This is a genomic window from Pseudomonas sp. ATCC PTA-122608 (assembly GCF_001952855.1).
Taxonomy (GTDB): domain Bacteria; phylum Pseudomonadota; class Gammaproteobacteria; order Pseudomonadales; family Pseudomonadaceae; genus Aquipseudomonas.
The window spans coordinates 166,095-189,182 of the sequence record NZ_LPNO01000003.1; the positions used below are offsets into that span (position 1 = coordinate 166,095).

Here is a 23,088-nt window from a genome sequence, read left to right on the forward strand (position 1 = left end):
CAAAAAGGTGCCTCCCATGAGTGGTGCAAGAAGCGTCGAGCAGTGGAAAAGCTTTATCGAAGGCTGCCTGGACTTTCGTCCGGTGGATGAAGTGTTCCGCATCGCCCGGGACATGTTCACCGAGCCGGAGCTGTTTGATCTGGAGATGGAACTGATCTTCGAAAAGAACTGGATCTACGCCTGCCACGAAAGCGAATTGGCCAACAAGCATGACTTCATCACTATGCGCGCCGGGCGCCAGCCGATGATCATCACCCGCGACGGCGAAGGCCAGCTCAACGCACTGATCAACGCCTGCCAGCACCGCGGCACCACCCTGACGCGGGTCGGCAAGGGCAACCAGTCCACCTTCACCTGCCCGTTCCACGCCTGGTGCTACAAGAGCGATGGCCGGCTGGCGAAGGTCAAGGCGCCGGGGGAATACCCCGAAGGGTTCGACAAAGCCACTCGCGGCCTGAAAAAGGCGCGGATCGAGAGCTACAAGGGCTTCGTGTTTATCAGCCTGGACGTGAACGGCACCAATAGCCTGCAAGACTTCCTCGGCGACGCCAAAGTGTTCTTCGACATGATGGTCGCCCAGTCGGCCACCGGTGAACTGGAAGTGCTGCCGGGCAAATCGGCCTACACCTACGACGGCAACTGGAAACTGCAAAACGAAAACGGCCTGGACGGTTATCACGTCAGCACCGTGCACTACAACTACGTGGCCACGGTGCAGCACCGCCAGCAGGTCAACACTGAAAACGGTACCGGCTCTGGCACGACCCTGGACTACAGCAAGCTCGGCGCCGGCGACGCGAATACCGATGACGGCTGGTTCGCCTTCAACAATGGCCACAGCCTGCTGTTCAGTGACATGCCGAATCCGACGGTCCGCTCCGGCTACGCCACCATCATGCCGCGCCTGATCGAAGAACACGGTCAGCAAAAAGCCGAGTGGATGATGCACCGCCTGCGCAACCTGAACATCTACCCGAGCCTGTTCTTTCTGGACCAGATCAGCTCGCAGTTGCGGATCATCCGCCCCATCGCCTGGAACAAGACCGAGATCATCAGCCAGTGCCTGGGGGTGAAAGGCGAGTCTGACGCCGACCGAGAAAACCGCATTCGCCAGTTCGAGGATTTCTTCAACGTTTCCGGTATGGGCACGCCGGATGACCTGGTGGAATTTCGCGAAGCCCAGCGCGGCTTCCAGGGCCGCCTGGAGCGCTGGAGCGATATCTCCCGTGGCAGCCATCGCTGGGAAACCGGGCCGACGCCCAATAGCGAATCCATCGGCATCCAGCCGGCGATGACCGGCACCGAATTCACCCACGAAGGGCTGTACGTCAACCAGCACCGCAACTGGCAGAAATTCCTGCTGGACGGGCTCGATGCCCAAGCCCTGAAACTGCGGGAGGTGAAATGATGAATGCGCAATTGCAGTACCGAATCGAACAGTTTTTTTACCGTAAATCCGAGCTGTGCGATGCACAGGATTGGGACGCGTATGTGCAGTTGTTCGACCCGCAGAGTGAGTTTCATCTGCCGCAGTGGGATTCGGAACACGTCTACACCCGCGACCCGAAGCGCGAGATGTCGCTGATCTACTACGCCAACCGCTCGGGCCTGGAGGATCGGGTGTTTCGGTTGCGCACGGGCAAGGCCGCGTCGGCCACGCCGATGCCGAGGACGCTGCATCTGATCAACAACGTGCGGATTGCCGAGCAACCGGACGGGCTGCTGGAAGTGAAGCTGAACTGGCACACGCTGTTCTATCGGCTGGCGACGTCGGAGCAGTTCTACGGCAGCGCCACTTACAGCCTCAAGCCCGATGGCGACAGCTGGCTGATCACCCGCAAGCATGCGCTGCTGCTCAACGACACCATCAACTCGGTGCTGGATTTCTATCACCTGTGAGCTGATGCATTACACCTGTGGCGAGGGAGCTTGCTCCCGCTGGACCGGGCTGGCGTTCCAGTGCGTAGCGCTCCCAGTTTTTTGGGGCTGCTGCGCAGCCCAGCGGGAGCAAGCTCCCTCGCCACAAGTAAATCGCAGGCATAACAATCAAACTCGCGGAGTTCTGCGAATGAATCACAAAGTGGCCTTCAGTTTTGCCGACGGCAAGACCCTGTTTTTCCCGGTGGGCGCCAATGAGATCCTGCTGGACGCAGCCTTGCGCAACGGCATCAAGATCCCGCTCGACTGCCGCGAAGGCGTGTGCGGCACTTGTCAGGGCCGTTGCGAGTCCGGCGATTTCACTCAGGACTATGTGGATGAGGAAGCCCTCTCCAGCCTCGACCTGCAACAACGCAAAATGCTCAGTTGCCAGACCCGGGTCCAGTCCGACGCGGCGTTTTATTTCGATTTTGATTCCAGCCTGTGCAACGCGCCGGGGCCAGTGCAAATCCGCAGCACGGTGAGCAATGTGCAGCAGATCTCGACCAGCACCGCGATCCTGCACCTGCAGCTGGAAAACTCATTGGACTTTTTGCCGGGCCAATACGCCCGCCTGTCGATTCCCGGCACCGACAGTTGGCGCTCCTACTCTTTCGCCAACCGCCCGGGCAATCAATTGCAGTTCCTGATCCGCCTGCTGCCCGATGGCGTGATGAGCAACTACATCCGCGAGCGCTGCCAGGTAGGCGATGAGCTGCTGCTGGAGGCGCCATTGGGTGCCTTCTACCTTCGGCATGTCACCCGACCGCTGGTGTTGGTGGCCGGCGGCACCGGCTTATCGGCGCTGCTGGGCATGCTTGACGACCTGGCCGCCAGCGCCTGCCAACAGCCGGTGCACCTGTATTACGGCGTGCGCGGCGCGGCCGATCTGTGCGAGGCCGCCCGCATCGCCGCTTATGCCGAAAAAATCCCAAACTTTCGCTACACCGAAGTACTCAGCGATCCGCCTTCCGATTGGGCCGGCAAGCGTGGCTACCTCACCGAGCATTTCGACCTGGCCGAATTGCGGGATCAATCGGCAGATATGTACGTGTGCGGCCCGCCGCCGATGGTCGAATCCATCAAACAATGGCTGCTGGATCAGGCACTTGATGGCGTTCAGCTGTATTACGAAAAGTTTACCGAGAGTAATATCTGACCCCTCAGCGGTATGAGGGGCTGGTTCGGTGTGCGATCAACCCTGAAAAAAACAAGTAGAAGGGAATGTTAATGGCGGATGACATGGTTAACCCGGTGGGCCTCAAGCGTGGCCTGAAGAACCGGCATATTCAGCTGATTGCCTTGGGAGGGGCGATCGGGACCGGGCTGTTCCTCGGCTCGGCGGGCGTGCTCAAGTCGGCGGGGCCGTCGATGATCCTGGGCTATGCGGTAGCCGGTTTCATCGCGTTCCTGATCATGCGCCAGCTGGGCGAGATGATCGTCGAGGAACCGGTAGCCGGCTCCTTCAGCCATTTTGCCCACAAATACTGGGGCGGTTACGCAGGCTTCCTCGCCGGCTGGAACTACTGGGTACTCTACGTGCTGGTAGGCATGGCCGAGCTGACAGCGGTGGGCAAGTACATCCAGTTCTGGTGGCCGGAAATTCCAACCTGGGCCAGTGCGGTGGTGTTCTTTGTGCTGGTCAACCTGATCAACACGCTCAACGTGAAGTTCTTCGGTGAGACCGAGTTCTGGTTCGCGATCATCAAGGTGGTGGCGATTGTCGGCATGATCGTGCTCGGCTGCTACCTGTTGTTCAGCGGCACCGGCGGCCCGCAAGCCTCGGTGAGCAACCTGTGGAGCCACGGCGGGTTCTTCCCGAACGGCGGCATGGGATTGTTGATGTCCATGGCGTTCATCATGTTCTCGTTCGGCGGCCTGGAGCTGGTGGGTATTACCGCCGCCGAAGCCAGCGAGCCCCGCAAGGTGATCCCGAAGGCGATCAACCAGGTGGTGTACCGGATCCTGATTTTCTACGTCGGCGCACTTACCGTGCTGCTGTCGTTGTACCCATGGGATCAACTGCTGCAAACCCTCGGCGCATCGGGCGATGCCTACAGCGGCAGCCCGTTCGTGCAGATCTTCTCGCTGATCGGTAACGACACCGCCGCCCACATCCTCAACTTCGTGGTCCTGACCGCGGCGCTGTCGGTGTACAACAGCGGCGTGTACTGCAACAGCCGCATGCTGTTCGGCCTGGCCGAGCAAGGCGATGCGCCGAAAGCGCTGATGAAGCTGAACAAGCAAGGCGTGCCTCTGCGTGCCCTGGGTATTTCGGCCCTGGTGACGCTGCTGTGCGTGGTGATCAACTACGTCGCACCGCATGACGCACTGGAGCTGTTGTTTGCGCTGGTGGTTGCCTCGCTGATGATCAACTGGGCGCTGATCAGCCTGACCCACATCAAGTTCCGCAAGGCCATGGGCGAGCAAGGCGTGGTGCCGACGTTCAAGACCTTCTGGTTCCCGTTCAGCAACTACCTGTGCCTGGCGTTCATGCTGATGATTATCTGCGTGATGCTGGCGATTCCGGGTGTACGGGCGTCGGTGTATGCGATTCCGGTTTGGGTCGGGATTATCTATGTGGCGTACCGGTTGCGGTTGAATAACGCGAAGGCAGTAACAGCGCAATAACCCATGTGGGAGCGGGCTTGTGTGGGAGCGGGCTTGCTCGCGAAGGCGTCGTGTCAGTCACCTGATGTATTGACTGACCCACCGCTTTCGCGAGCAAGCCCGCTCCCACATTTTGATCGTATTCCAAATGAAAAGCCCCGGTACTGATGAGTACCGGGGCTTTTTGTTGGGCCTTGATTACAACGTGGAACGCACTCGCCACAGCTCGGGGAACAGCACGGTGTCGAGCATCTTGCGCAGGTAGCCCACGCCTTCGGTGCCGCCCGTACCGGGCTGGAAGCCGATGATCCGCTCCACGGTGGTGACATGGCGGAACCGCCACTGGCGGAAGGAATCTTCCAGGTCGATAAACTTTTCGGCCAGTTGGTACAGGTCCCAATAACGGCTCGGATCGCGATAAACCTCGCGCCACGCCGCCTCCACGGATTCATCGTGGACCGTCGGCGCCGTCGGGTCGCATTCGGCACGCTTGGGGTCGATCGCCAGCCCGGCCTTGGCCATCAGGTTGATCGCCTCGTCATACAGCGACGGCGTGGCAATCGCCACTTTCAACTCGTTCAACAAGTCCGGGCGATGGGCGTGGGGCCGCAACAGCGCCGCGCTTTTATTGCCGAGGATGAATTCGATTTCCCGGTACTGGAACGACTGGAAGCCCGACGACTGGCCCAGGTACGGGCGAATCGACTTGTACTCCGACGGCGTCATGGTCGCCAGCACCGCCCAGGCGTGCACCAGTTGGTCAAAGATTCGCGACACCCGCGCCAGCATCTTGAACGCCGGTGGCAACTCACCCAGGCGTACGTGTTCACGCGCGGCCTTGAGTTCGTGAAGCATCAGCTTCATCCACAGCTCCGAGGTCTGGTGCTGGATGATGAACAGCATTTCGTTATGGTCCGGCGACAGCGGATGCTGGGCGCTGAGTACTTTGCCCAGGTCCAGGTAGTCGCCATAGCTCATGGACTCGGAAAAATTCAGCTCGGCGTTATGCCATTCTTCCGGCGGCTGGTAGTCAGGGGAGAAAGGACACTGGCTCATCGCGTGGGCTCCTTGAGCGGGCGGAGAATGGCTCGTACCGGGCTGGCATCGAGGTTGGCAAAACGCAGCGGCAGCGCGATCAACTCGTAATCGCCCTCCGGCACCTCGTCGAGGACGATGCCTTCGAGAATCGCCATGCCATGACGGGCGACGGCGTTGTGGGAGTCCATGGTCTTGGACTGTTGCGGGTCCAGGGACGGCGTGTCGATGCCGATCAGGCGCACACCGAGGCTGGCCAGCAGCTCGACGGTTTGCGGGGCAACGGCGGTGAAATTCGAATCCCAGGTATCCAGCGGCACCTGTTGATAAGTGCGCAGCAGCACACGCTCCGGCAGGTTCTCCAGGCGGCCTTCCAACTGATGTGGCTGCACCAGCGCGCCGCAGCCCAGGCAATGCAGCACCCGGCACGGGCCCATGTACACATCCAGGGACACTTCGCCGATGGGCGCACCGTCAGCGCTGTAGTGCAACGGCGCGTCCACATGGGCGCCGGTGTGGGGCGACAGGGTGATGCGCCCGACATTTACCGGGCACTCGGGGCCGAACTGCCACACGCGCTCTTCCTGAAACGGCGTATCACCCGGCCAGGTCGGGGTCGCGGTGCTCAAGGGCGGGCTGATGTCCCACCACGTTGTTATTGGATTCATTTCAAGGCTCTCGGTCGTTACTGGGGTGAATGATACGAGGGCCAGCTGTAAATATTCTTGCGAATACCAGCGCAAAGCGGGAAATCTTTCGCACTTACTGCGAGGAAATGGCTGATTGGTGATTGGATGTTTCAAAGCGCCCGGTCAGGCATTGCCCCCTGTAGGAGCGAGCTTGCTCGCGAAAAACTCGAGGCCCCCGCGTGGAGTCAGAATGCCAACGTCATCGTTAACGACCTTCGCGAGCAAGCTCGCTCCTACAGGGGATCAAGATCAACGGCCGCCTGCGCTTCTGGGCATCCCGATGTCGAGTTCAGACCACAGGCGGGCGGCCCAAGGCGATAGGGTTCGGACTTCCCATCCACTGCCTCGGAACCATCATGTCCAAGCCGATCACCGTACTGCGCGATACCCATCCACTGCCGGTGCTGGACGCCTGCAAATGGGAAAAACTCGAAGGCGACCCACACACCGTCAACCTCAACGCCTACACCAGCGAAGACGGCAGCAAGATCATGGGCACCTGGATCTGCACCCCGGGCAAATGGCGAGTGGAGTACGTGAAGTGGGAATACTGCCACTTCCAGGAAGGCTACTGCGTGATCACCCCCGACGGCCTGGAGCCAATCCATTTGCGGGCTGGGGATATCTTTGTGGTGGAACCGGGGATGAAGGGAACGTGGGAAGTGGTGGAGACGGTGCGTAAGTATTTTGTGTTTGCCTGACAGCCATTGTGGCGAGGGGGCTTGCCCCCGTTGGACCGGGCTGGCGCTCCAGTGCGTAGCGCTCCCGCTTTTTTTGGGGCCGCTGCGCAGCCCGACGGGGGACAAGCCCCCTCGCCACAGTTCCCGGAAAATCCCCTATTGGGGTTTGCGATAGCTGTTGATGATCGCCGAGAAGTCCTTGCCCCCTTCCCCACGCTGGCTCATCGATTGATACAACTGCTGCGCCACTGCACCGAGGATCACCGGTTGGTGCGCCTGGCGGGCGGCTTCAGTGGCCAGGCCAAGATCCTTGAGCATCAGTTCCGCACCAAACCCGCCGGTATAGCCCCGCGACGACGGCGCCGTTTCGATAATCCCGGGCCATGGGTTGTAGGTGTCCGAACTCCAGCAGCGCCCGGTGGAGCTGTTGATGATTCCCGCCAGCACTTGGGTGTCGATGCCCAGCGCATCGCCCAGGGCCATGGCTTCGCTGACGCCGACCATGGTGATACCCAGCAGCAGGTTGTTGCAGATCTTGGCGATTTGCCCGGTGCCGACTTCACCGCAGTGAACGATGTTGCGGCCCATCTGCGCCAGCACTGGCTGCAGGGTGGCGAACAGTTCCGGAGTGGCGCCGACCATGAAGGTCAACGTCCCGGCCTGGGCACCGCCGGTCCCGCCAGACACCGGGGCGTCGGCCATCACCACGCCTTGTTTCGCGGCCGCCGCCGCTACGTCGCGGGCGGTTTGCGGGTCGATGGTGCTGCAATCCACCGCCGGCACGCCTTTGCCAATGCCGGCCAGCACGCCATCTTCACCGAGCCATACGCTGCGCACATGGGCCGCGGCCGGGAGCATGGTCACCACCAGCTCGGCGCCTTCTGCTGCCGCACGCGGTGAGGCGCTGATGGTGCCGCCCAGTTCGGCCAGTTCCTTGAGCACGGTCTGGTTCAAATCGAACAGGTTCAGCGCGTGGCCGGCCTTGATCAGGTTGCGCGCCATCGGCGCGCCCATGTTGCCCAGGCCAATAAATGCAATCTTCATGGTCGTCTCCTCGATCAGCGCAGGTTGATGGTGGTGTTGACGCCATCGTTGACGCTGTCATCGTCGAACCAGCGGCTGGTGACGGTCTTGGTCTGGGTGTAGAACTGCACCACTTGCTTGCCGTACGGGCCCAGATCGCCGAGTTTCGAACCGCGGGAACCGGTGAAGCTGAAGAACGGAACTGGTACGGGGATCGGGATGTTGATGCCGACCTGGCCGACGTCGATTTCGCTCTGGAATTTACGCGCTGCCGCGCCGCTCTGGGTGAACAGGCCGGTGCCGTTGCCGAACGGGTTGGCGTTGACCAGGGCGATGGCTTGGTCGAGGGTGTCGACTTCCAGCACCACCAGCACCGGGCCGAAGATTTCCTGGGTGTAGATCTGCATGTCGGTGGTCACGCCGGAGAACAGGGTCGGGCCGACGAAGTTGCCGTCTTCGAAACCTGGAACCTTGATGTCACGGCCATCCAGCTCCAGCTTGGCGCCTTCTTTCACGCCGCTTTCGATCAGGTCGAGAATGCGTGCCTTGGCGCGCTTGGAGATCACCGGGCCCACATCAGTACCGGCTTCACTGCCGGCATTCACCTTGAGTTTTTGCGCCAGGGCCTTGAGGTCCGGCAGCCATTGCTTGGCCGCGCCCACCAGCACCACCACGGAAGTTGCCATGCAACGCTGACCGGCCGCGCCGAATCCGGCACCTACCAGGGCGTTGAGGGTTTGCTCACGGTTGGCGTCCGGCAGCACCACGGCGTGGTTCTTGGCGCCCATCATCGATTGCACGCGCTTGCCGTGTTTGCCGGCGAGGTCATAGACGTGAGTACCCACGGCGGTCGAGCCGACGAAGGACACAGCCTTGATGTCTTTGTGGGTGCACAGCGCATCCACCACATCCTTGCCGCCGTGAACCACGTTCAGCACACCGGCTGGCACACCGGCTTCGACTGCCAGCTCAACCAGCAGCACGGTCGACAGCGGGTCCTGTTCCGAAGGCTTGAGCACGAAGGTGTTACCGCAGGCGATGGCCATCGGGAACATCCACAGCGGAATCATTGCCGGGAAGTTGAACGGGGTGATGCCTGCGCACACGCCGATCGGCTGGCGCAGGGTGTAGGTATCCACACCGCCGGCGACGTTTTCAGCGAATTCGCCCATCTGCAGGGTGCCGATGGAGCACGCATGCTCAACCACTTCCAGGCCACGGAAAATATCGCCTTCAGCGTCGGCAATGGTCTTGCCCTGCTCGGCGCTGAGGACCACGGCGATGCGCTTTGAGTGCTCGCGGATCAAGGCTTGCAGCTTGAGCATGATGCGCATGCGCGCACCGATCGGCGTCAGCTTCCAGGTCTGGAAGGCGCGATGGGCGGCGTCGATGGCAGCGTTGACTTCTTCGGGGGTGGAGAAAGGCACACGGGCCAGTACTTGCTGGGTGGCGGGGTTGACGATGTCTTGCCATTCGGTGGTCTTGGACTCGACCCACTCGCCGTTGATCAGCAGCTTGACCTGTTTCACGGAAATATCGGCAGATGCGTTCATGTGGTCTCCAATTCTTGTAGGTATGCAGAGAACCAAGGCGTTGAATCGCCTTGAGGATGAGGCGTTCGGACTTTTGTAGGAGCAAGCTTGCTCCTACACATGAGGCGTTCGGACTGTTTTTGGAGTATAGATGTGCAAACTTCTAATAAGAACGCACATAAAAGCCGGTCCAATATGCAAAAAAACATCACGTCACTAGGCTCCCTGAACTGGGATGACCTGAAGTTTTTCCTCGAAGTCGCCCGCACCCGCAAGGCCAGCGTCGCCGCCAAGCGCTTGGCGGTGGACTACACCACCGTGTCGCGGCGCATTACCTCCCTTGAAGGATCCTTGGGCACTCTGCTGTTTGAAAAGTCCCGGACCAACGGCTTCGTATTGACCACCGAAGGCCAGCGTTTGCTGGGTTACGCCGAGTCCATCGAAAGCACCTTGCACATGGCCTGCGAACAGGTTTCCGGCTCCGGCGTGGCGTTGTCCGGCCACGTACGCATGGGCTGCACCGAAGGGTTCGGCAGCTTCTTCGTCACCCCGCAACTGAGCCACTTCGTCGACACCTACCCGGCGATCTCTGTGGACATCCTGCCCCTGCCGCACTTCATCAGCCTGTCCAAGCGCGAGGCGGATATCGTCATCGCCCTGGAGCGGCCCGAACACGGGCCGTATGTGTGCTGCAAGCTGTGCGACTACAAGCTGCAGCTGTACGCGACACAGGAATACCTGGACCAGCACCCACCCATCCGCCGGGCAGCGGATTTGGCCGAACACCCGTTTATCAGCTACGTGGATGACCTGGCGTTCAGCTCGGAGCTGTTGTACCTGGCGAATGTGGTGCCCGGCGCCAGCGCGAGCTTGCGCAGTACCAGCGTGATCGCGCAGTACGTGGCGGCGCAGCAAGGGCGGTCGCTGGCGATCCTGCCGTGCTTTTTGGCGGCGCAGGATCCGCGGTTGCTGCCGGTGCTTTCGAAGGAGATCAACATTACGCGGCAGTTCTGGATGTACTGCCGCGAGGATCTGAGGAAGTTGAAACGGATCACCCTGCTGTGGGATTACATCCGTGAGGTGACGGAGCAGAATCAGCCGTTGTTGATGGGGGAAACGCGGGAGATGAGGTTTGCGGATTAAATAAATGTGGGAGCCGGGCTTGCCCGCGATAGCAGCGTGTCAGTCGCCAAATACATCAACTGATCCACCGCCTTCGCGAGCAAGCCCGCTCCCACATTTTTGAACGCATTCCATAGAGCGAACCAGGGCGTCGGCTTAGTCCGCAATCACCACAATCGACACCCGGCGATTCTCGGTGCGCCCCGCCGCTGTCGTGTTGGACGCCACCGGCTCGCTGCTGCCCAGCCCGCGCAGTTGTACGTTTTCTTCTTTCATGCCAACGCCCACCAACACCTGTGCGACGCTTTTTGCCCGGCGCAGGGACAGTTGCTGGTTGTAGGTTTCCTTGCCCGAGGCGTCGGTGTGGCCGTCGACCCGTACGCGTTCAATACCTACGCCCAGCAGCGCCTTGCCAATGCGCTGGACGATCTCGGTGCTGGGGGCATTCAGGCTTTCGACGTCGCTGCCAAACAGGACCTTGCCCGAGAGGCCGAAGGCCCAGCCCTCGTCAGTCAGTTCGAAGCCTTGCTGTTTGAGCACGGCGATTTGCGCCGGTGTCAGGCCTTTGGGCGGCGGTGTCTGGCAGCCACTCAGGGCGAGCATGGCCACGAGCAAGGTGATGAATAAAAAGCGTGCGGTCGAGAACAAGGGATCAACTCCTGTGTTGAACGTTGGCGGCGGGAGACTCGGATTCCGCCGTTTGCTGGCCACCCTGGGAGAGCCGTTTGGCCTGGTACATCGCCGCGTCGGCGGCGTTGAGCAGGTTACCGGGGGTGGCACCATGATCAGGGTAGATGGCAATGCCAATACTGAGTGAGGTCAATACGTGGGTGTCGCCGGGCAGCGCAATGGGCGCGTCCATGCTGGCGATGATTTTTTCGGCAATGCGCTGGGCGTCCTCAAGCCTATGCAGGGGCGACAGCAAGATGGCGAATTCATCGCCGCCCAGGCGTGCCACCAGGTCCTGTTCGCGCAGTTGCGCACGAATGCGCGCAGCCACTGCCACCAATACTGCGTCGCCGGCGGCGTGGCCGTAGTTGTCGTTGATGTCTTTGAAGCGGTCGCTGTCGAGGAACAATACCGCGACCTTCTCGTTGAGTTTGGCGGCGCTGCGCAGGGCGCGAATCAGCCGACCTTCGAAGAAAGCACGGTTGGGCAGTCCGGTCAGGCTGTCGTGGCTGGCCTGGTGGGCGAGGGTTTCGTTTTCGCTTTGCAGGTGGGTCTGCCAGGCTTCCAGCTCGTCGAGCAAGGCATTGAAGTCGTTGCCCAGGCTGTCGAGTTCGGCGATTTGCGCCGGCGGTACGCGCCGGTCAAAGGCCCGCTCGCTGCGGGCGGCGTGGGCCACCGAAGCCAGGCTGTGCAACGGCCCGGTGATGCCGCGTAACAGGCGCCGCGCCAGATACAGCGCAACCCAGGCACTGAGAGCGGTGCACACCAAAATCCCGGCAAGGCCGCTGAGCAGGAAGCGCAACAGGCTGCCGCCATGGCCGGTCAGGTGCACGCTGCCGATGACCTGGCCCTGGTGCAGGATCGGCTGGGTGATGGGCTGTTCAAGCAGCGCATGCGCCAACTGCAGCTCAATCATCGACAGCATCCCGGTTTCCGGGCGCTCCCAATGTGCCAGTTGCTTGCCTTCAACGTTGAAGACTTCTGCCTCGGCCACCTCTTCTTCCGAGGCAATCACGGCCAATGCTTCAGTGGCCGCCGCGCTGTCGTTGAACACCACCGCCGCTTCCACGGTGTAGTTGATGGAGCGGGCGATCAGGTGCAGGTTGTGGTCGGCATACACCCGTAGCGCGAGCACGCCGAGCAGGGTCAGGGAGATACTGGCCATGCTGACGGCCATCAGCGCCAGACTCAGGTGCCCACGCCCGATCACCGAACGCAAAGTAGGGCGCACTGGCGCCTTATCAACTCTCATGAGCCCGGCGCTCGACGGCGGGACAGTTGCAGTACGCTCGGATGAATGCGCACACCGCTGCGGGCAACGGAGTCCAGGTTGACCTCGAAGGACACCTGTTCGTCGGCCACTCGCAGGCAGAACAGGCTACCCACGGTGCATTGGTCACCGCCTTCGCTGATGCTGAGCACCGGACGGCCGGCCAATGTGGTGAACAGCCGGCTGCGCTCCTCGCTGGTCAATTGGCCGATGTAGACGGCGTCGCATGCGCTGGCAATGTCGGGATGGTCAGCCAGCAAACGCTGGACCACTACCGGACGGCCGGTAGCCTGGGTGGTGCCTTTGACCAGGTCATCGGTGTATTGGGTTGGCCCGACGATGCACAGGCGCAATTGCGCGGGCTCTACCGGCCAGCGGGCATAACTGAGGATTCCGAGGACCACCTGCGTGACAGACTTGGCCCGGTGATCAGCCATGTCGGCAGGGGGCTGGGCAAAAGCGAGAGGCGTGAAGATCCACAGAAGCGCCAACAGCAGCATTCGTCTCCAGCTCAAACTTCGCTCTGTGGGCGAGACAGCCACGTTCATGCAGCGATTCTCTAAGATCTTCTCGGGATGATGCCGCAACGATAGCACAACGGCGGAAAACCCCCGAGGCGACACCTAGGAGGATTCCGACATTTTATTAAGAAAAATCACACATTTGGATCAGAAAATTTAGATGACCCATTGGTCAGGTTCTTTAACGATCAAGTGCCCAGCTCCAGCATCAGCCCACTCAAGCGCTTCACCTTGCGACTCACCGCCTCTTCGAACACGCCACCCCGGGGTTCGATCAGGCTGAACCAGTCCTTGGCGCGGGTGATGCCGGTGTAGATCAACTCTTTGGTGAGCACCGGGTTCAGCGCATCCGGCAGAATCAGTGCGGTATGGGTGAATTCAGAGCCTTGGGATTTGTGCACCGTCATCGCATAAACGGTTTCGACGTCGTTGAGCCGGCTGGGCAGCACAAAGCGCACGCCGCCCTGGCCATCGTTGCGCGGGAACGCCACCCGCAGCACCTGCGGCCCGCCGTCGCTTTCGGGTAGTTTCAGGGCGATGCCAATGTCGCCGTTCATCAGGCCAAGGCCGTAGTCGTTGCGAGTCATCAACACCGGGCGGCCTTCGTACCACTGCTGATCGCTGTCGATCAGCCGGGACTTGAGCAGCGCCGCGGTGATGCGCAGGTTCAAGCCCTCGACACCCCACGGGCCCTTGCGGACGGCGCAGAGCAGCTGGAACGCGTCGAAGGCTGTCAGCAGCTTTTGCGCCCAGAGCGTCCAGGCCTCGTCATCCCGTGGCGTCTCTACGGACGGGCGCGCGGCCTGCAGCAGCTTCAGGTAATAGCGATAACCGTGGGCTCCGTCACCATGGCCGTCCAGCACCAGGCGCTCCAGTGCATGGTCGTGCTCGCCCTTGAGGCTGACGCAAAACAGATCGGCATGGCTGCGGGCAGCCAGCAGTTTGCGGGCCTGTTCAGGATTTTGCTGATTGACCCAACGGGCCAGTTGGCCGATGCCGCTGCCTTCGCCAAAACGCCGCGAGTAACGCAGCATCACCACTTGTTGCGCCAATGGATGACTGCCGTCGAGGTCTTCCTGCAGGCCGCTGGCGCGGAGGTCTTCGCCGCTGACCTGTTGCAGCCACAGGCGGGTTTGCGGGCTGTAGAAACCGGCTTCGGCGTCGCGGCACAAATCACCCAACACCGCGCCGGCCTCGACCGAGGCCAACTGGTCCTTGTCACCCAGCAGCACCAGGCGGGCATGGGGTGGTAAGGCATCCAGCAGGTTGGCCATCATTTCCAGGTCAATCATTGAGGCTTCATCCACCACTAATACATCCAGCGGCAACGGATTGCCGATGTGATGCCGGAAGTGTCGGGTGCCAGGTCGGCTGCCCAGCAAACGGTGGACGGTGGTGACCTGAGTCGGGATTTTTTCCTTCACCGCATCCGGTACTTTCAGCGACAGCACTTGCTGGCTGATGGACTCGGTCAAGCGTGCGGCCGCCTTGCCGGTGGGTGCTGCCAGGCGGATGCGCAATGCGCTGCCGTTCTCCACCGCTGGCGCCTGCAGCAGCGCGAGCAAGCGCACCACCGTGGTGGTCTTGCCAGTGCCCGGGCCGCCGGTGACGATGCTGAATGCACCGCGTGTGGCCAGGGCGCAGGCGAGTTTTTGCCAGTCGACGACACCGTCTGGCGGGGCTTGGTCGAACAGCCGATTCAAGCGTTCGGGCAAATCGTCGGCAACGCTTTCGGTGGTGGCGAGTCGCAGGCGCAAGGCGCTGTCGATACGTCGCTCGTAAGTCCAGTAGCGGCGCAAGTACAGGCGCGTGCCCGACAGCACCAGTGGCCGGCTTTGCGCGTCCGCGCTGCCGTCGACGGCCGGTGCCACCAGGCGGCTAGCGGCCAGGACGTTGCACCAGTGAGCGCCATCCAGGCCGTCGAGCAATTGCGATGGCAACAGCATGACACCCGTTTGCGCATCACCTTCAGGCGGCAGCGACAGGGCGAAATCCGGAGCCTTGAGGGTTTCGAACAGGTCCAGGCACACATGGCCATGGCCCAGTTGGTGACTGGTCAGGGCGGCGGCCAGCAACACCAGGGGATCAGCCTCGGGATCAAGCTCGTGGAGGAAGCCGACGAAGGCTTTATCCAACGCGCGCAACCAGCCGCGCTGCACCCAAAGGTCGAGCAATTGCACCAGGTCGGCGGCGCGACTGAGGGGCGTCAGCGCCTCGAGCGGTAACGGCGACAGGCTCATAGCAGCTCTCCTTGTTCCCAGGCGGGCTCGGCTTTGGGTGGTAGCGGTTTACCCTGGAACAGCAGGTCCAGGTTTTCGATCAATGCCCGAGGCGGACGGGTGAAATACGCACCCTGGCTCGCGGAATGGGTGCCCCTCAGGAACAGGTACAACGCACCGCCGACATGGCGATCGTAGTCGTAATCCGGCAGACGAGCCTTGAGCTGGCGATGCAGGGCCAGTAGGTAAAGCACGTATTGCAGGTCGTAACGATGATCGAGGATCGACAGTTCCATGGCCTGTTGTGTGTAGGCCGAATCGTCGGGACCGAGCCAGTTGGATTTGTAGTCAGCCACGTAGTAACGGCCTTGGTGCTCGAACGTCAGGTCAATAAAGCCCTTGAACATGCCGTTGAGCAGCACAGGTTCAGCCGACACGCGGGATACGCCATTGTGAGTGTGCTGGCACACCAGTTTGTCGAGTGCGAGGACGTCGACCTTGTGGCTGGCGAACCAGAATTCCATTTCGATCTGGTAGTGCTGCAACTCGCTAAGGGCCAACTGCCCGTTATCCAGCGGCAACCGGGCTTGCAACAGGTGCCCGAGCCAACCGCTGAGGGTGCCGATCCAGCCTTCCCAACCGCGCCGGTTACAGCGGCGGGCGACCGCATCTTCGATGGCTTCGGGGGTGACGTCGAAGCCTTCTCCGCCCGCCCATTCCAGCAGACCATGGAGGAAGGTGCCGGGGTTTGGCCCGCGTGGGAAACGGTGAATATCTCCACCGGAAGCCGGCACTTCGCGCGGGGCATCCGGGTCGAGGCGTTCGTCGTCAAACAGCTTCTGCGCTTGTGGGCTTTCCGGTGCTTCGAGGCTGGCGGCGCTCATGCTTTCGCCGATGCGCAGAGCACTGTAGGAAGCGATCCACCAGTTTTCTGCGGCCTTGCGTTTGGGCAACAGCGGCGCAAGCAAAGTGGCTTCGTTGCGCGGCGGGTGGAAGATGACCGCATCGGCTTCGGGTATCTCTGAGTAATGCAGCGCAGGGCAACCTTCCTGCAAGTCGAGCAGCCAGCGGGTCAGGCCGGCGGATTCACCCAGTGAAGCACCGCCGCCGAGCAAGTAGCCCAGGGCCGACAGGTGCAACACCGAGCTGTTGTTATTGCCGCGCTTCAGGTCAGCGATCCCCAGCCAGCAAGCGTGTTTGGCCCGGGTCAGCGCCACGTAAAACAGGCGCAGGTCTTCGGCCAGGCGCTCGTCGTCGGCTTGGGCGATCAACTCGGCGGTGGGCCTGAGGCTGACTTGGGATCTGCCGTTTGCATCGTGGTAATGCAACGGCAAGCGGCTGCCATCCACCGGTTTTGCCGAGCAAATGAACGGCAGGAAGACCAGGTCGTATTCCAGCCCCTTTGACTTGTGGATCGTCACTACTTTGACCAGTTGCTCATCGCTTTCCAGGCGCAGGATCTGCTCTTCACCGGCCTGACCAGAGAGCGCGAGATGTTCGGCCAGATGGCGAATCAGTGCCTGTTCGCCGTCCAGTTCTGCGGCCGCCTGTTGCAACAATTCCGAGAGGTGCAACAGGTTGGTCAGCACCCGTTCGCCATCGCTGCGGGTGATCAGGGTTTGCGGTAATTGGAAGTCGTGCAACAGGCGACGCAGCATCGGCAGCACACCTTGGGTCCGCCAGATCGTGCGGTAGTCGCGGAACTGCATCACGCGTTTTTCCCACGCCAGTTCGTCCTGGTTCAGACGCTCCAGTTCGGGCAATGACAGGTTCAAGGTAACGCAGGCCAGGGCAGCGCGCAGTGGGCGCTCAACGTCTGGCTCGGCGCAGGCTTTGAGCCAGGCCAGCAGGTCGTGGGCTTCCTGGGCGGCAAACACCGAATCCTTATCAGACAGGTAGACGCTGCGCACACCACGGGCGGCCAGTTCACCACGCACAGCTTGGGCTTCCTTGCCGTCGCGCACGAGGATGGCGATATCTGACGGCAGCACGCCTTTGAAGCTAGCGTCTTTGCTCAGGAATCCGGCAGTACCCTGCTGGCCACCGTTGAGTAATGCGACGATTTGACTGGCACAGGTCGCGGCCAGCTGTTGGCGGTAGAGCACGCTGGAGATGGGCTGGTCGGTGGGCAGGTGCCAGAGGTTCAGCGCGGGCAACGTCTGACCGTTGACCTGCAGTTGTTCCTTGCGGCCTTGGGACAATACCGACTGGAACGGCACCGGATTCGTCCCGTCGGGTTCGCGGAACAGGAACGCGCCGCGGCCTTTTTCTGCGCGCTGGAACACATGGTTTACCGCCTCGACCATGGCGTGGCTGGAACGGAAGTTGGTGCCCAGGGTGTGATGGCGGCCGGTGGTGGACTGGCGCGCACGCAGATAGGTGTAGATGTCGGCACCACGGAAGGCGTAGATCGCCTGCTTCGGGTCGCCGATCAGGAACAGGCCGCTGTCGAGGTGGTTTTCTTCAATGCGGTAGATGCTGTCGAAGATGCTGTATTGCACCGGGTCGGTGTCCTGGAATTCGTCGATCAAGGCGACCGGGAATTGCTCTCGGATCACACTGGCCAGGCGTTCGCCGCCGTCGGCCTGCAGCGCGGCGTTGAGGCGGATCAGCATGTCGTCGAAGCCCATTTCGGCGCGACGACGTTTTTCTTCCTCGAAGCGTTTTCCTACCCAGCCGGCGGCGTGTTGCAGCACTGCGGCATCCGGCGTTGGCAGGGCGTCGAGGCTGGCCTTGAGACTGGCCATGGCGTCGATACCCGGATGGCGTGGTGGTTCGCCTTTCCAGGCTTCGGCCATGCCGTCGGGGGTCAGGCGGGTGAACCCGGTACCGATATCCAGTTGCTCGAGAGATTCATCTGCTGCCCAGGCGCTGATCTTCTCAAACCAGGGCTCGAAGTAACGCGCTTGCATCTTGCGGCCATCGACGGCTTTGGCGGCGACGGCCTGCAAGCAAATGTTGCGCAACTCTTCTGCCCATTGTTGCCAGGGTGCCTTGAGCGCGACGAGGGCTTGGCGGCGTTCCTGTAGGCATTCGTTGATCAGCTCGGCGGGGTCGCGAGTTTCATCCGTGGGCCGCTCGCTATTGAACAACGCGCGTACCCGTGGCATCAGGGCTGCCGGGCCGCCCCAATTGTTGCGCACCCAGTTCAATGCGTCGTCGTGCATCGGGTAGCAGAACAATCGCCAGTAGTCGCGTAGCACTTCGCCGAGCAGGTCGCTGTGGTCGGTTTCCAGGGTCTGGGTGAACAGGCTGCCGCTGTCGAAGGCGTGTTCGCGCAGCATGCGCTGGCACCAACTGTGGATGGTAGAGACGGCGGCTTCGTCCATCCATTGGGCAGCGATATCCAGACGATTGGCGCAGCCGGGCCATTGTTCGGGGCTGTATTGGTCGCGCAGTTCGGCGATCAGTGCATCGGGTTCTTCGATTTCTTCGCGGAAAAAACGCGCGGCCTCTGCCAGGCGGATGCGGATACGTTCGCGCAGTTCTTTGGTGGCGGCGTCGGTGAACGTCACGACGAGAATTTGCGGCGGCAGCAACTCGCGGCCGAAGCCCGATTCGTCACCGCCGTGGCCAAGTACCAAACGCAGGTAAAGCGCCGAGATGGTGAACGTCTTGCCGGTGCCGGCGCTGGCTTCGATCAGTTGGCTACCCTTGAGCGGGAACGCCAGGGCCAGGGGTTTTGTGCCGCTCATGCGCTGGCCTCCGCGCTGGTGAGTGATCGCCAGGGGGCGTTGATCAACGGTCGGTAGAGGGTTTCGCACCAACCTTCAAACTCTTCGCTGGCCAGCAGGGCAGCGTAGTCGGGGAACTGCCGGGTAAGCGCAGGGCTTTCGCGGCGCTCGCCGTCGGTGGTTTGGCCGTCGCCTTCATAGGCTTTGCTGGCGGCGGCTTGCGCTTTGGCCGGGTCGGTTTGACCGAGCCAGGCGAACGCTGTTTTAACGGCGATCGGCAGTGGTTCGCTCATTCCGGTTTTCCACGCGAGCAGCAGGTTACCGAGGAGTTCCTGGGCGGTGGCTTGCTCCAGCGGGGCCAATAGCAGGGTGTCGTCGCTCGCAACCAGGCCGGTGCTTAATGGCAGCCCGCAGGCGCAGGCCACCAGGTGGTTCACCCACGGGCGAATCAGGCGATGCCACTTGCGGGTTTTGATCGAGCCGATGCTGTTAGGAATGGCGGTGACACTTAAAAAGCTGCCGTCGCTGCGTTGGTGCAGGCCGCTGATCCAACCTTCCAGCTGGATGCCCTGATGCTCAAAACTGATCGGTTCGGCGCTGGTGTGCGGTGTTGGCCAGAGAGCCAGGAGTTGCTGATAACGTTGCAGCAGATCCGGCAAGGGCTCAATCAGTTCTTTGCGCAGGCATTCGCCGAAACCGACCATGGGCAACAAGCCGCTGCCTTGCAACCGCAGGGCTTGGGCGTTAAGGGCTCCGTCGAGGTTGTCGGGGCTCGTGAGTGCCGCCGTGAGCAAGCTGTCGCTCAAGCTATAGCGCTGCAGTGCATCAAGGACGAAGGGTTCTTCATCTTCCAGCGGAACTTCGGCGGCTTCGAAAAACACTTTCAGGCGCTGGCTGAAGAAGTGTTTGACCGGGTTGCGCAGGAAGTCTTGCAGTTGGCCGAGGATCAGCGGCTCTTCCTGAATGTACGGCGCCAGGCTGCCAGTATCTGGAAGATTTTCCGCGGCCGCATGGAGCAACTGCCATACGCGGGCGTAGCTGAACAGCTCATCACCTTCGTGGAAGTAGCGGGCGCTGAAGGGTTGGAGCGGGTGTTCCTGGGTGGTGGCTTCCAGCAGTGGTTCGCCGCTGGTGGTGTGCCAGCCGCTGGCGATGTGGTCGCGCAATTGGCCAATCAGGACGGATGCCGGGCGGTCGCTGTTGTCGCGGATGCTGCGGCCAACCCAACTGATGTAGAGCTGGTCGCGGGCCGATAGCAGGGCTTCGAGCAACAGGTAGCGATCGTCTTCACGGCGTGAGCGGTCGCCAGGGCGGTAGTCGCTGCCCATCAGGTCGAAGTCCAGCGGCGGTTGCGCGCGCGGGTAGTCGCCGTCGTTCATGCCCAGCAGACACACCAGCTTGAACGGGATCGCACGCATCGGCATCAGGGTGCAAAAATTGACAGCCCCGGCGAGGAAGCGTTGGGACAGGCGGCCCTGGTCGAGCCCAGCCAGCCAGGCCTCACGGACTACGGTCAGGGGTAACTCGTCGTGCAAGCCGACGGACTCGCAGGTCTCGAGCCAGGTTTCTCTCAGTTGCTCAAGCTGCCCCAAGAGGTAGTCATCGTGCTCGTTGCTCGGAAGGAAGAACAACTGCATCAGGTTCTGCAGGCGCTCGCCCCACTCTCTCGGCGCGGCGGGTTGTGACAGTGCCTGGTGGGCGTCGTGCAGTGCGTCGAGCAGTGCGACCAGCGGGCCGATCAGTGCGGCGTCGAGGCCACCGATTTCATCGTAAGGCTCGATGCCATCGCAGGCCGAACCCGTACCGACGGCGTAGCCCAGGAGCATGCGGCGCAGGCCGAAACGCCAGCTGTTTTGCTCCAGCTCCTGAGGCAAGCCGAGACCGGCGCGCTGTTCGGCGTTGAGGCCCCAGCGGATGCCTGCGCCTTCGATCCAGCGGTGCAGGGTCGGCAGGTCGCGCTCCTTGATGGCGAAGCGTTCACGCAGGGCGGGGACGTCGAGCAGGTCGAGGATTTCGCTGACCGGGAAGCGGCTGTCGGGGAGCTTGAGCAAGTGTTCGACGGCGATCAGCAATGGGTCGCGGCCGCGCTGGCCTTGATCTGTCAGGGTGAACGGAATAAAGCGTAGGTCGCTTCTTTCAAGCTGGCCGAATACGGCGCGAATGTGCGGCGCGTAGCTGTCGACGTCGGGGACCATGACGATGATATCCCGTGGACGTAGCGTGGGGTCGGCGCTGAAACGCTGGAGTAACTGGTCGTGGAGAATTTCTACTTCGCGTTGGGCGCTGTGGGCGATGTGGAAGCGGATGGAAGTGTCACGCTGCAGATCGACGCCTGGCCAAAGTTCACGGGTTTCGTTGAGCGGTCGCAGTTCGAGAATGTCGTCCTGAAGCTGGTTGAGCAATGTGGTGGGCTCGGTCTCGCTGAACAGGTCGATGCGGCCGTCGCGGAATGCCGAGCGGTAACTGTTGGGGTCGTCGTAGCTGTCCAACAGGTTGATGTAGTCACGGCCTTGCTTGCCCCAGGCAGCGAGCAGCGGGTGGGCGTGCTGGTGCAAAGTTTGCGGGTCGATGGTGACCGGCATTCCGGCTTTGCGCGCCTGGCGTTTGTATTCGTTTCGGAGCAGGTCTTTGTCGGCGACGATGTCGGACCAATGGTGGCGACAAGGGTTGTGCACGCACAGCAGCACTTGGCTGAAACGGGCGAGGCCGGCGAGCGCTTCCAGGGCTTGGGCTGGCAGGGAAGAAATGCCGAAAACGATCACGCGGGAGGGCAGGCCAACCGGGGCTTTTTCGAGGGTGTTGATGCGCTCGATAAAGCGCTGGTGAACGCCGGCGCGACTCTGGGCCATGCCCTCCTCTCCGACATCCAGCAGCAGGGCACGCCATAGTTCGGCTTGCCAGCAGTTGGCTGGGCTCAGGGGTTTGGATTCGCCTCGGCCATTGCGTAGTTGATGACGACCGGCAGCCCAGTCTTCCAGCCAGTCGGCGCGGTAGACCTGGTATTGGTCGAACAGGTCGGCGAGGCGTTCTGCCAGTTGGTAGCGTTTGCGCAGATCCGTGTCGTGGGTCAGGAAGCGTTGCAGGGGTTCGAAGTGGGGCTGGTCGATCAGTTCGGGAAGCAGGCGCATGAGGCGCCAGGTCAGTGGGGCTTTGTCGAGCAGGGACTTGGGCGGGATCTCGTCTTTGCCCAGGACCATGCGATAGAGCTGCCACATGAAGCTGCCGGGAAGTTGTACGTCGATAGCCGCAGCGATGCCGCAACCACCCATGTCGTCATCTTCAGGGTCTTCAGCCAGCGCCAGTTTGAGCCATTGGGCAATGCCGTTGCTTTGTACCAGGGCAATTTCGTTTTCGAGGGGAGCCAGCGGGTAACGACGCATCCAACTGACGACCAGGCTGCGCAGCTCATCCAGGCGGTTGCCGTGAACCACCATGAATCCAGCACTGAGGGACGTCGCATCCGGCATAACGGCTTCCTTGGGAAAAGCAAAATCGAGGGATGGACTTTAGCATTGAAGGCAGTCGTAGGCTGCAAGTGAGGAACACTTGAGGACGCTCGCAAAACTTTCCGACCGCCCAAAACAAAACCCCTGATTGCGTTAGCAATCAGGGGCTCTGGAATTTAATCTTGACGATGACCTACTCTCACATGGGGAAACCCCACACTACCATCGGCGATGCATCGTTTCACTGCTGAGTTCGGGATGGGATCAGGTGGTTCCAATGCTCTATGGTCGTCAAGAAATTCGGGTACTGAGTCGTGACCAGTTGGTCTCGCTTCAGCAAATTGGGTATGTGATAGCTTTCGGTGTTTTGTGAGTATCTCGAACTTTCGGTTCGTTTCGTCTTCACACACCGCAATCTGATGCTTCTACTTGTTTCCAAGTCAGGAATAGTCAAATTGCTTGGGTGTTATATGGTCAAGCCTCACGGGCAATTAGTATTGGTTAGCTCAACGCCTCACAGCGCTTACACACCCAACCTATCAACGTCGTAGTCTTCGACGGCCCTTCAGGGAACTCAAGGTTCCAGTGAGATCTCATCTTGAGGCTAGTTTCCCGCTTAGATGCTTTCAGCGGTTATCTATTCCGAACATAGCTACCCGGCAATGCCACTGGCGTGACAAC

General features: G+C 61.3%; 16 protein-coding genes and 2 rRNA genes. 6 read left to right on the plus strand and 12 right to left on the minus strand.

Features of this window, described 5'->3' with window-relative positions; genetic code table 11:
* The first annotated feature begins 16 nt into the window (after positions 1–16).
* From antA to AU074_RS05305, 4 genes are all read left to right on the plus strand, one after another.
* Entirely contained in the window at positions 17–1,408 is a 1,392-nt protein-coding gene (antA, locus tag AU074_RS05290) for an anthranilate 1,2-dioxygenase large subunit (RefSeq protein WP_076013818.1), read from the plus strand.
* The gene (gene antB, locus AU074_RS05295; RefSeq protein ID WP_003212320.1) at positions 1,408–1,899 is read left to right on the plus strand and encodes an anthranilate 1,2-dioxygenase small subunit; all 492 of its coding nucleotides are present in this window, start codon (positions 1,408–1,410) and stop codon (positions 1,897–1,899) included. Before antA ends, antB begins: the two co-directional genes overlap by 1 nt.
* 169 nt (positions 1,900–2,068) lie before the next feature.
* Positions 2,069–3,076: an anthranilate 1,2-dioxygenase electron transfer component AntC gene (gene antC, locus AU074_RS05300; RefSeq protein ID WP_076013819.1), complete on the plus strand. Its 1,008-nt coding sequence runs from the start codon at positions 2,069–2,071 to the stop codon at positions 3,074–3,076.
* 71 nt (positions 3,077–3,147) lie between these two features.
* A complete protein-coding gene (locus AU074_RS05305; RefSeq protein ID WP_076013820.1) occupies positions 3,148–4,548 on the plus strand; it encodes an amino acid permease in 1,401 nt (466 codons plus the stop codon).
* Between the two features lie 177 nt (positions 4,549–4,725).
* Here the strand turns inward: AU074_RS05305 and kynA are convergent, their stop codons facing one another.
* Both kynA and kynB read right to left on the minus strand, forming a co-directional pair.
* Positions 4,726–5,583, minus strand: coding sequence for a tryptophan 2,3-dioxygenase (gene kynA / locus AU074_RS05310; RefSeq protein WP_076013821.1), 858 nt, complete (start codon positions 5,581–5,583; stop codon positions 4,726–4,728).
* Positions 5,580–6,230, minus strand: coding sequence for an arylformamidase (gene kynB / locus AU074_RS05315; protein WP_076013822.1), 651 nt, complete (start codon positions 6,228–6,230; stop codon positions 5,580–5,582). Before kynB ends, kynA begins: the two co-directional genes overlap by 4 nt.
* Before the next feature lie 377 nt (positions 6,231–6,607).
* Between kynB and AU074_RS05320 the strand changes: the two genes are divergently transcribed.
* A complete protein-coding gene (locus AU074_RS05320; protein WP_003212331.1) occupies positions 6,608–6,952 on the plus strand; it encodes a cupin domain-containing protein in 345 nt (114 codons plus the stop codon).
* A 135-nt stretch (positions 6,953–7,087) separates the two neighbouring features.
* On the opposite strand, the gene mmsB is transcribed toward AU074_RS05320, so the two are convergent.
* Positions 7,088–7,975 carry a 3-hydroxyisobutyrate dehydrogenase gene (gene mmsB / locus AU074_RS05325; protein ID WP_076013823.1) on the minus strand — a complete coding sequence of 296 codons (888 nt, stop codon included), beginning with the start codon at positions 7,973–7,975 and terminating at the stop codon, positions 7,088–7,090.
* A 14-nt stretch (positions 7,976–7,989) separates the two neighbouring features.
* Positions 7,990–9,507 (minus strand): CoA-acylating methylmalonate-semialdehyde dehydrogenase, encoded by a 1,518-nt coding sequence (locus tag AU074_RS05330; RefSeq protein WP_076013824.1) that lies wholly within the window; start codon positions 9,505–9,507, stop codon positions 7,990–7,992.
* Between the two features lie 174 nt (positions 9,508–9,681).
* On the opposite strand from AU074_RS05330, the gene AU074_RS05335 reads away from it, so the two are divergent.
* Positions 9,682–10,629, plus strand: a complete 948-nt coding sequence (locus AU074_RS05335; RefSeq protein WP_076013825.1) for a LysR family transcriptional regulator — start codon at positions 9,682–9,684, stop codon at positions 10,627–10,629.
* A 135-nt stretch (positions 10,630–10,764) separates the two neighbouring features.
* On the opposite strand, the gene AU074_RS05340 is transcribed toward AU074_RS05335, so the two are convergent.
* From AU074_RS05340 to AU074_RS05375, 8 genes are all read right to left on the minus strand, one after another.
* Positions 10,765–11,256 (minus strand): OmpA family protein, encoded by a 492-nt coding sequence (locus tag AU074_RS05340; RefSeq protein WP_076013826.1) that lies wholly within the window; start codon positions 11,254–11,256, stop codon positions 10,765–10,767.
* A 4-nt stretch (positions 11,257–11,260) separates the two neighbouring features.
* Positions 11,261–12,529, minus strand: coding sequence for a diguanylate cyclase domain-containing protein (locus AU074_RS05345; protein ID WP_076013827.1), 1,269 nt, complete (start codon positions 12,527–12,529; stop codon positions 11,261–11,263).
* Positions 12,526–13,095, minus strand: coding sequence for a YfiR family protein (locus AU074_RS05350; RefSeq protein ID WP_076013828.1), 570 nt, complete (start codon positions 13,093–13,095; stop codon positions 12,526–12,528). Before AU074_RS05350 ends, AU074_RS05345 begins: the two co-directional genes overlap by 4 nt.
* A 161-nt stretch (positions 13,096–13,256) precedes the next feature.
* Positions 13,257–15,308 (minus strand): exodeoxyribonuclease V subunit alpha, encoded by a 2,052-nt coding sequence (gene recD, locus AU074_RS05355; RefSeq protein WP_076013829.1) that lies wholly within the window; start codon positions 15,306–15,308, stop codon positions 13,257–13,259.
* On the minus strand, positions 15,305–18,982 hold the full coding sequence (gene recB / locus AU074_RS05360; protein ID WP_076013830.1) for an exodeoxyribonuclease V subunit beta: 3,678 nt from the start codon (positions 18,980–18,982) through the stop codon (positions 15,305–15,307). Before recB ends, recD begins: the two co-directional genes overlap by 4 nt.
* Positions 18,979–22,428 carry an exodeoxyribonuclease V subunit gamma gene (recC, locus tag AU074_RS05365; protein ID WP_076013831.1) on the minus strand — a complete coding sequence of 1,150 codons (3,450 nt, stop codon included), beginning with the start codon at positions 22,426–22,428 and terminating at the stop codon, positions 18,979–18,981. The genes recB and recC overlap by 4 nt, the downstream gene beginning before the upstream one ends.
* A gap of 159 nt (positions 22,429–22,587) precedes the next feature.
* A 5S ribosomal RNA gene (rrf, locus tag AU074_RS05370) occupies positions 22,588–22,703 on the minus strand.
* A 174-nt stretch (positions 22,704–22,877) separates the two neighbouring features.
* Positions 22,878–23,088 (minus strand): 23S ribosomal RNA (locus AU074_RS05375); the annotation flags it as partial.

Coding starts and splice junctions, on each gene's coding strand:
- antA (WP_076013818.1), top strand. CDS start 17: ATGAGTGGTGCAAGAAGCGTCGAGCAGTGGAAAAGCTTTATCGAAGGC.
- antB (WP_003212320.1), top strand. CDS start 1,408: ATGAATGCGCAATTGCAGTACCGAATCGAACAGTTTTTTTACCGTAAA.
- antC (WP_076013819.1), top strand. CDS start 2,069: ATGAATCACAAAGTGGCCTTCAGTTTTGCCGACGGCAAGACCCTGTTT.
- AU074_RS05305 (WP_076013820.1), top strand. CDS start 3,148: ATGGCGGATGACATGGTTAACCCGGTGGGCCTCAAGCGTGGCCTGAAG.
- kynA (WP_076013821.1), bottom strand. CDS start 5,583: ATGAGCCAGTGTCCTTTCTCCCCTGACTACCAGCCGCCGGAAGAATGG.
- kynB (WP_076013822.1), bottom strand. CDS start 6,230: ATGAATCCAATAACAACGTGGTGGGACATCAGCCCGCCCTTGAGCACC.
- AU074_RS05320 (WP_003212331.1), top strand. CDS start 6,608: ATGTCCAAGCCGATCACCGTACTGCGCGATACCCATCCACTGCCGGTG.
- mmsB (WP_076013823.1), bottom strand. CDS start 7,975: ATGAAGATTGCATTTATTGGCCTGGGCAACATGGGCGCGCCGATGGCG.
- AU074_RS05330 (WP_076013824.1), bottom strand. CDS start 9,507: ATGAACGCATCTGCCGATATTTCCGTGAAACAGGTCAAGCTGCTGATC.
- AU074_RS05335 (WP_076013825.1), top strand. CDS start 9,682: ATGCAAAAAAACATCACGTCACTAGGCTCCCTGAACTGGGATGACCTG.
- AU074_RS05345 (WP_076013827.1), bottom strand. CDS start 12,529: ATGAGAGTTGATAAGGCGCCAGTGCGCCCTACTTTGCGTTCGGTGATC.
- AU074_RS05350 (WP_076013828.1), bottom strand. CDS start 13,095: ATGAACGTGGCTGTCTCGCCCACAGAGCGAAGTTTGAGCTGGAGACGA.
- recD (WP_076013829.1), bottom strand. CDS start 15,308: ATGAGCCTGTCGCCGTTACCGCTCGAGGCGCTGACGCCCCTCAGTCGC.
- recB (WP_076013830.1), bottom strand. CDS start 18,982: ATGAGCGGCACAAAACCCCTGGCCCTGGCGTTCCCGCTCAAGGGTAGC.
- recC (WP_076013831.1), bottom strand. CDS start 22,428: ATGCCGGATGCGACGTCCCTCAGTGCTGGATTCATGGTGGTTCACGGC.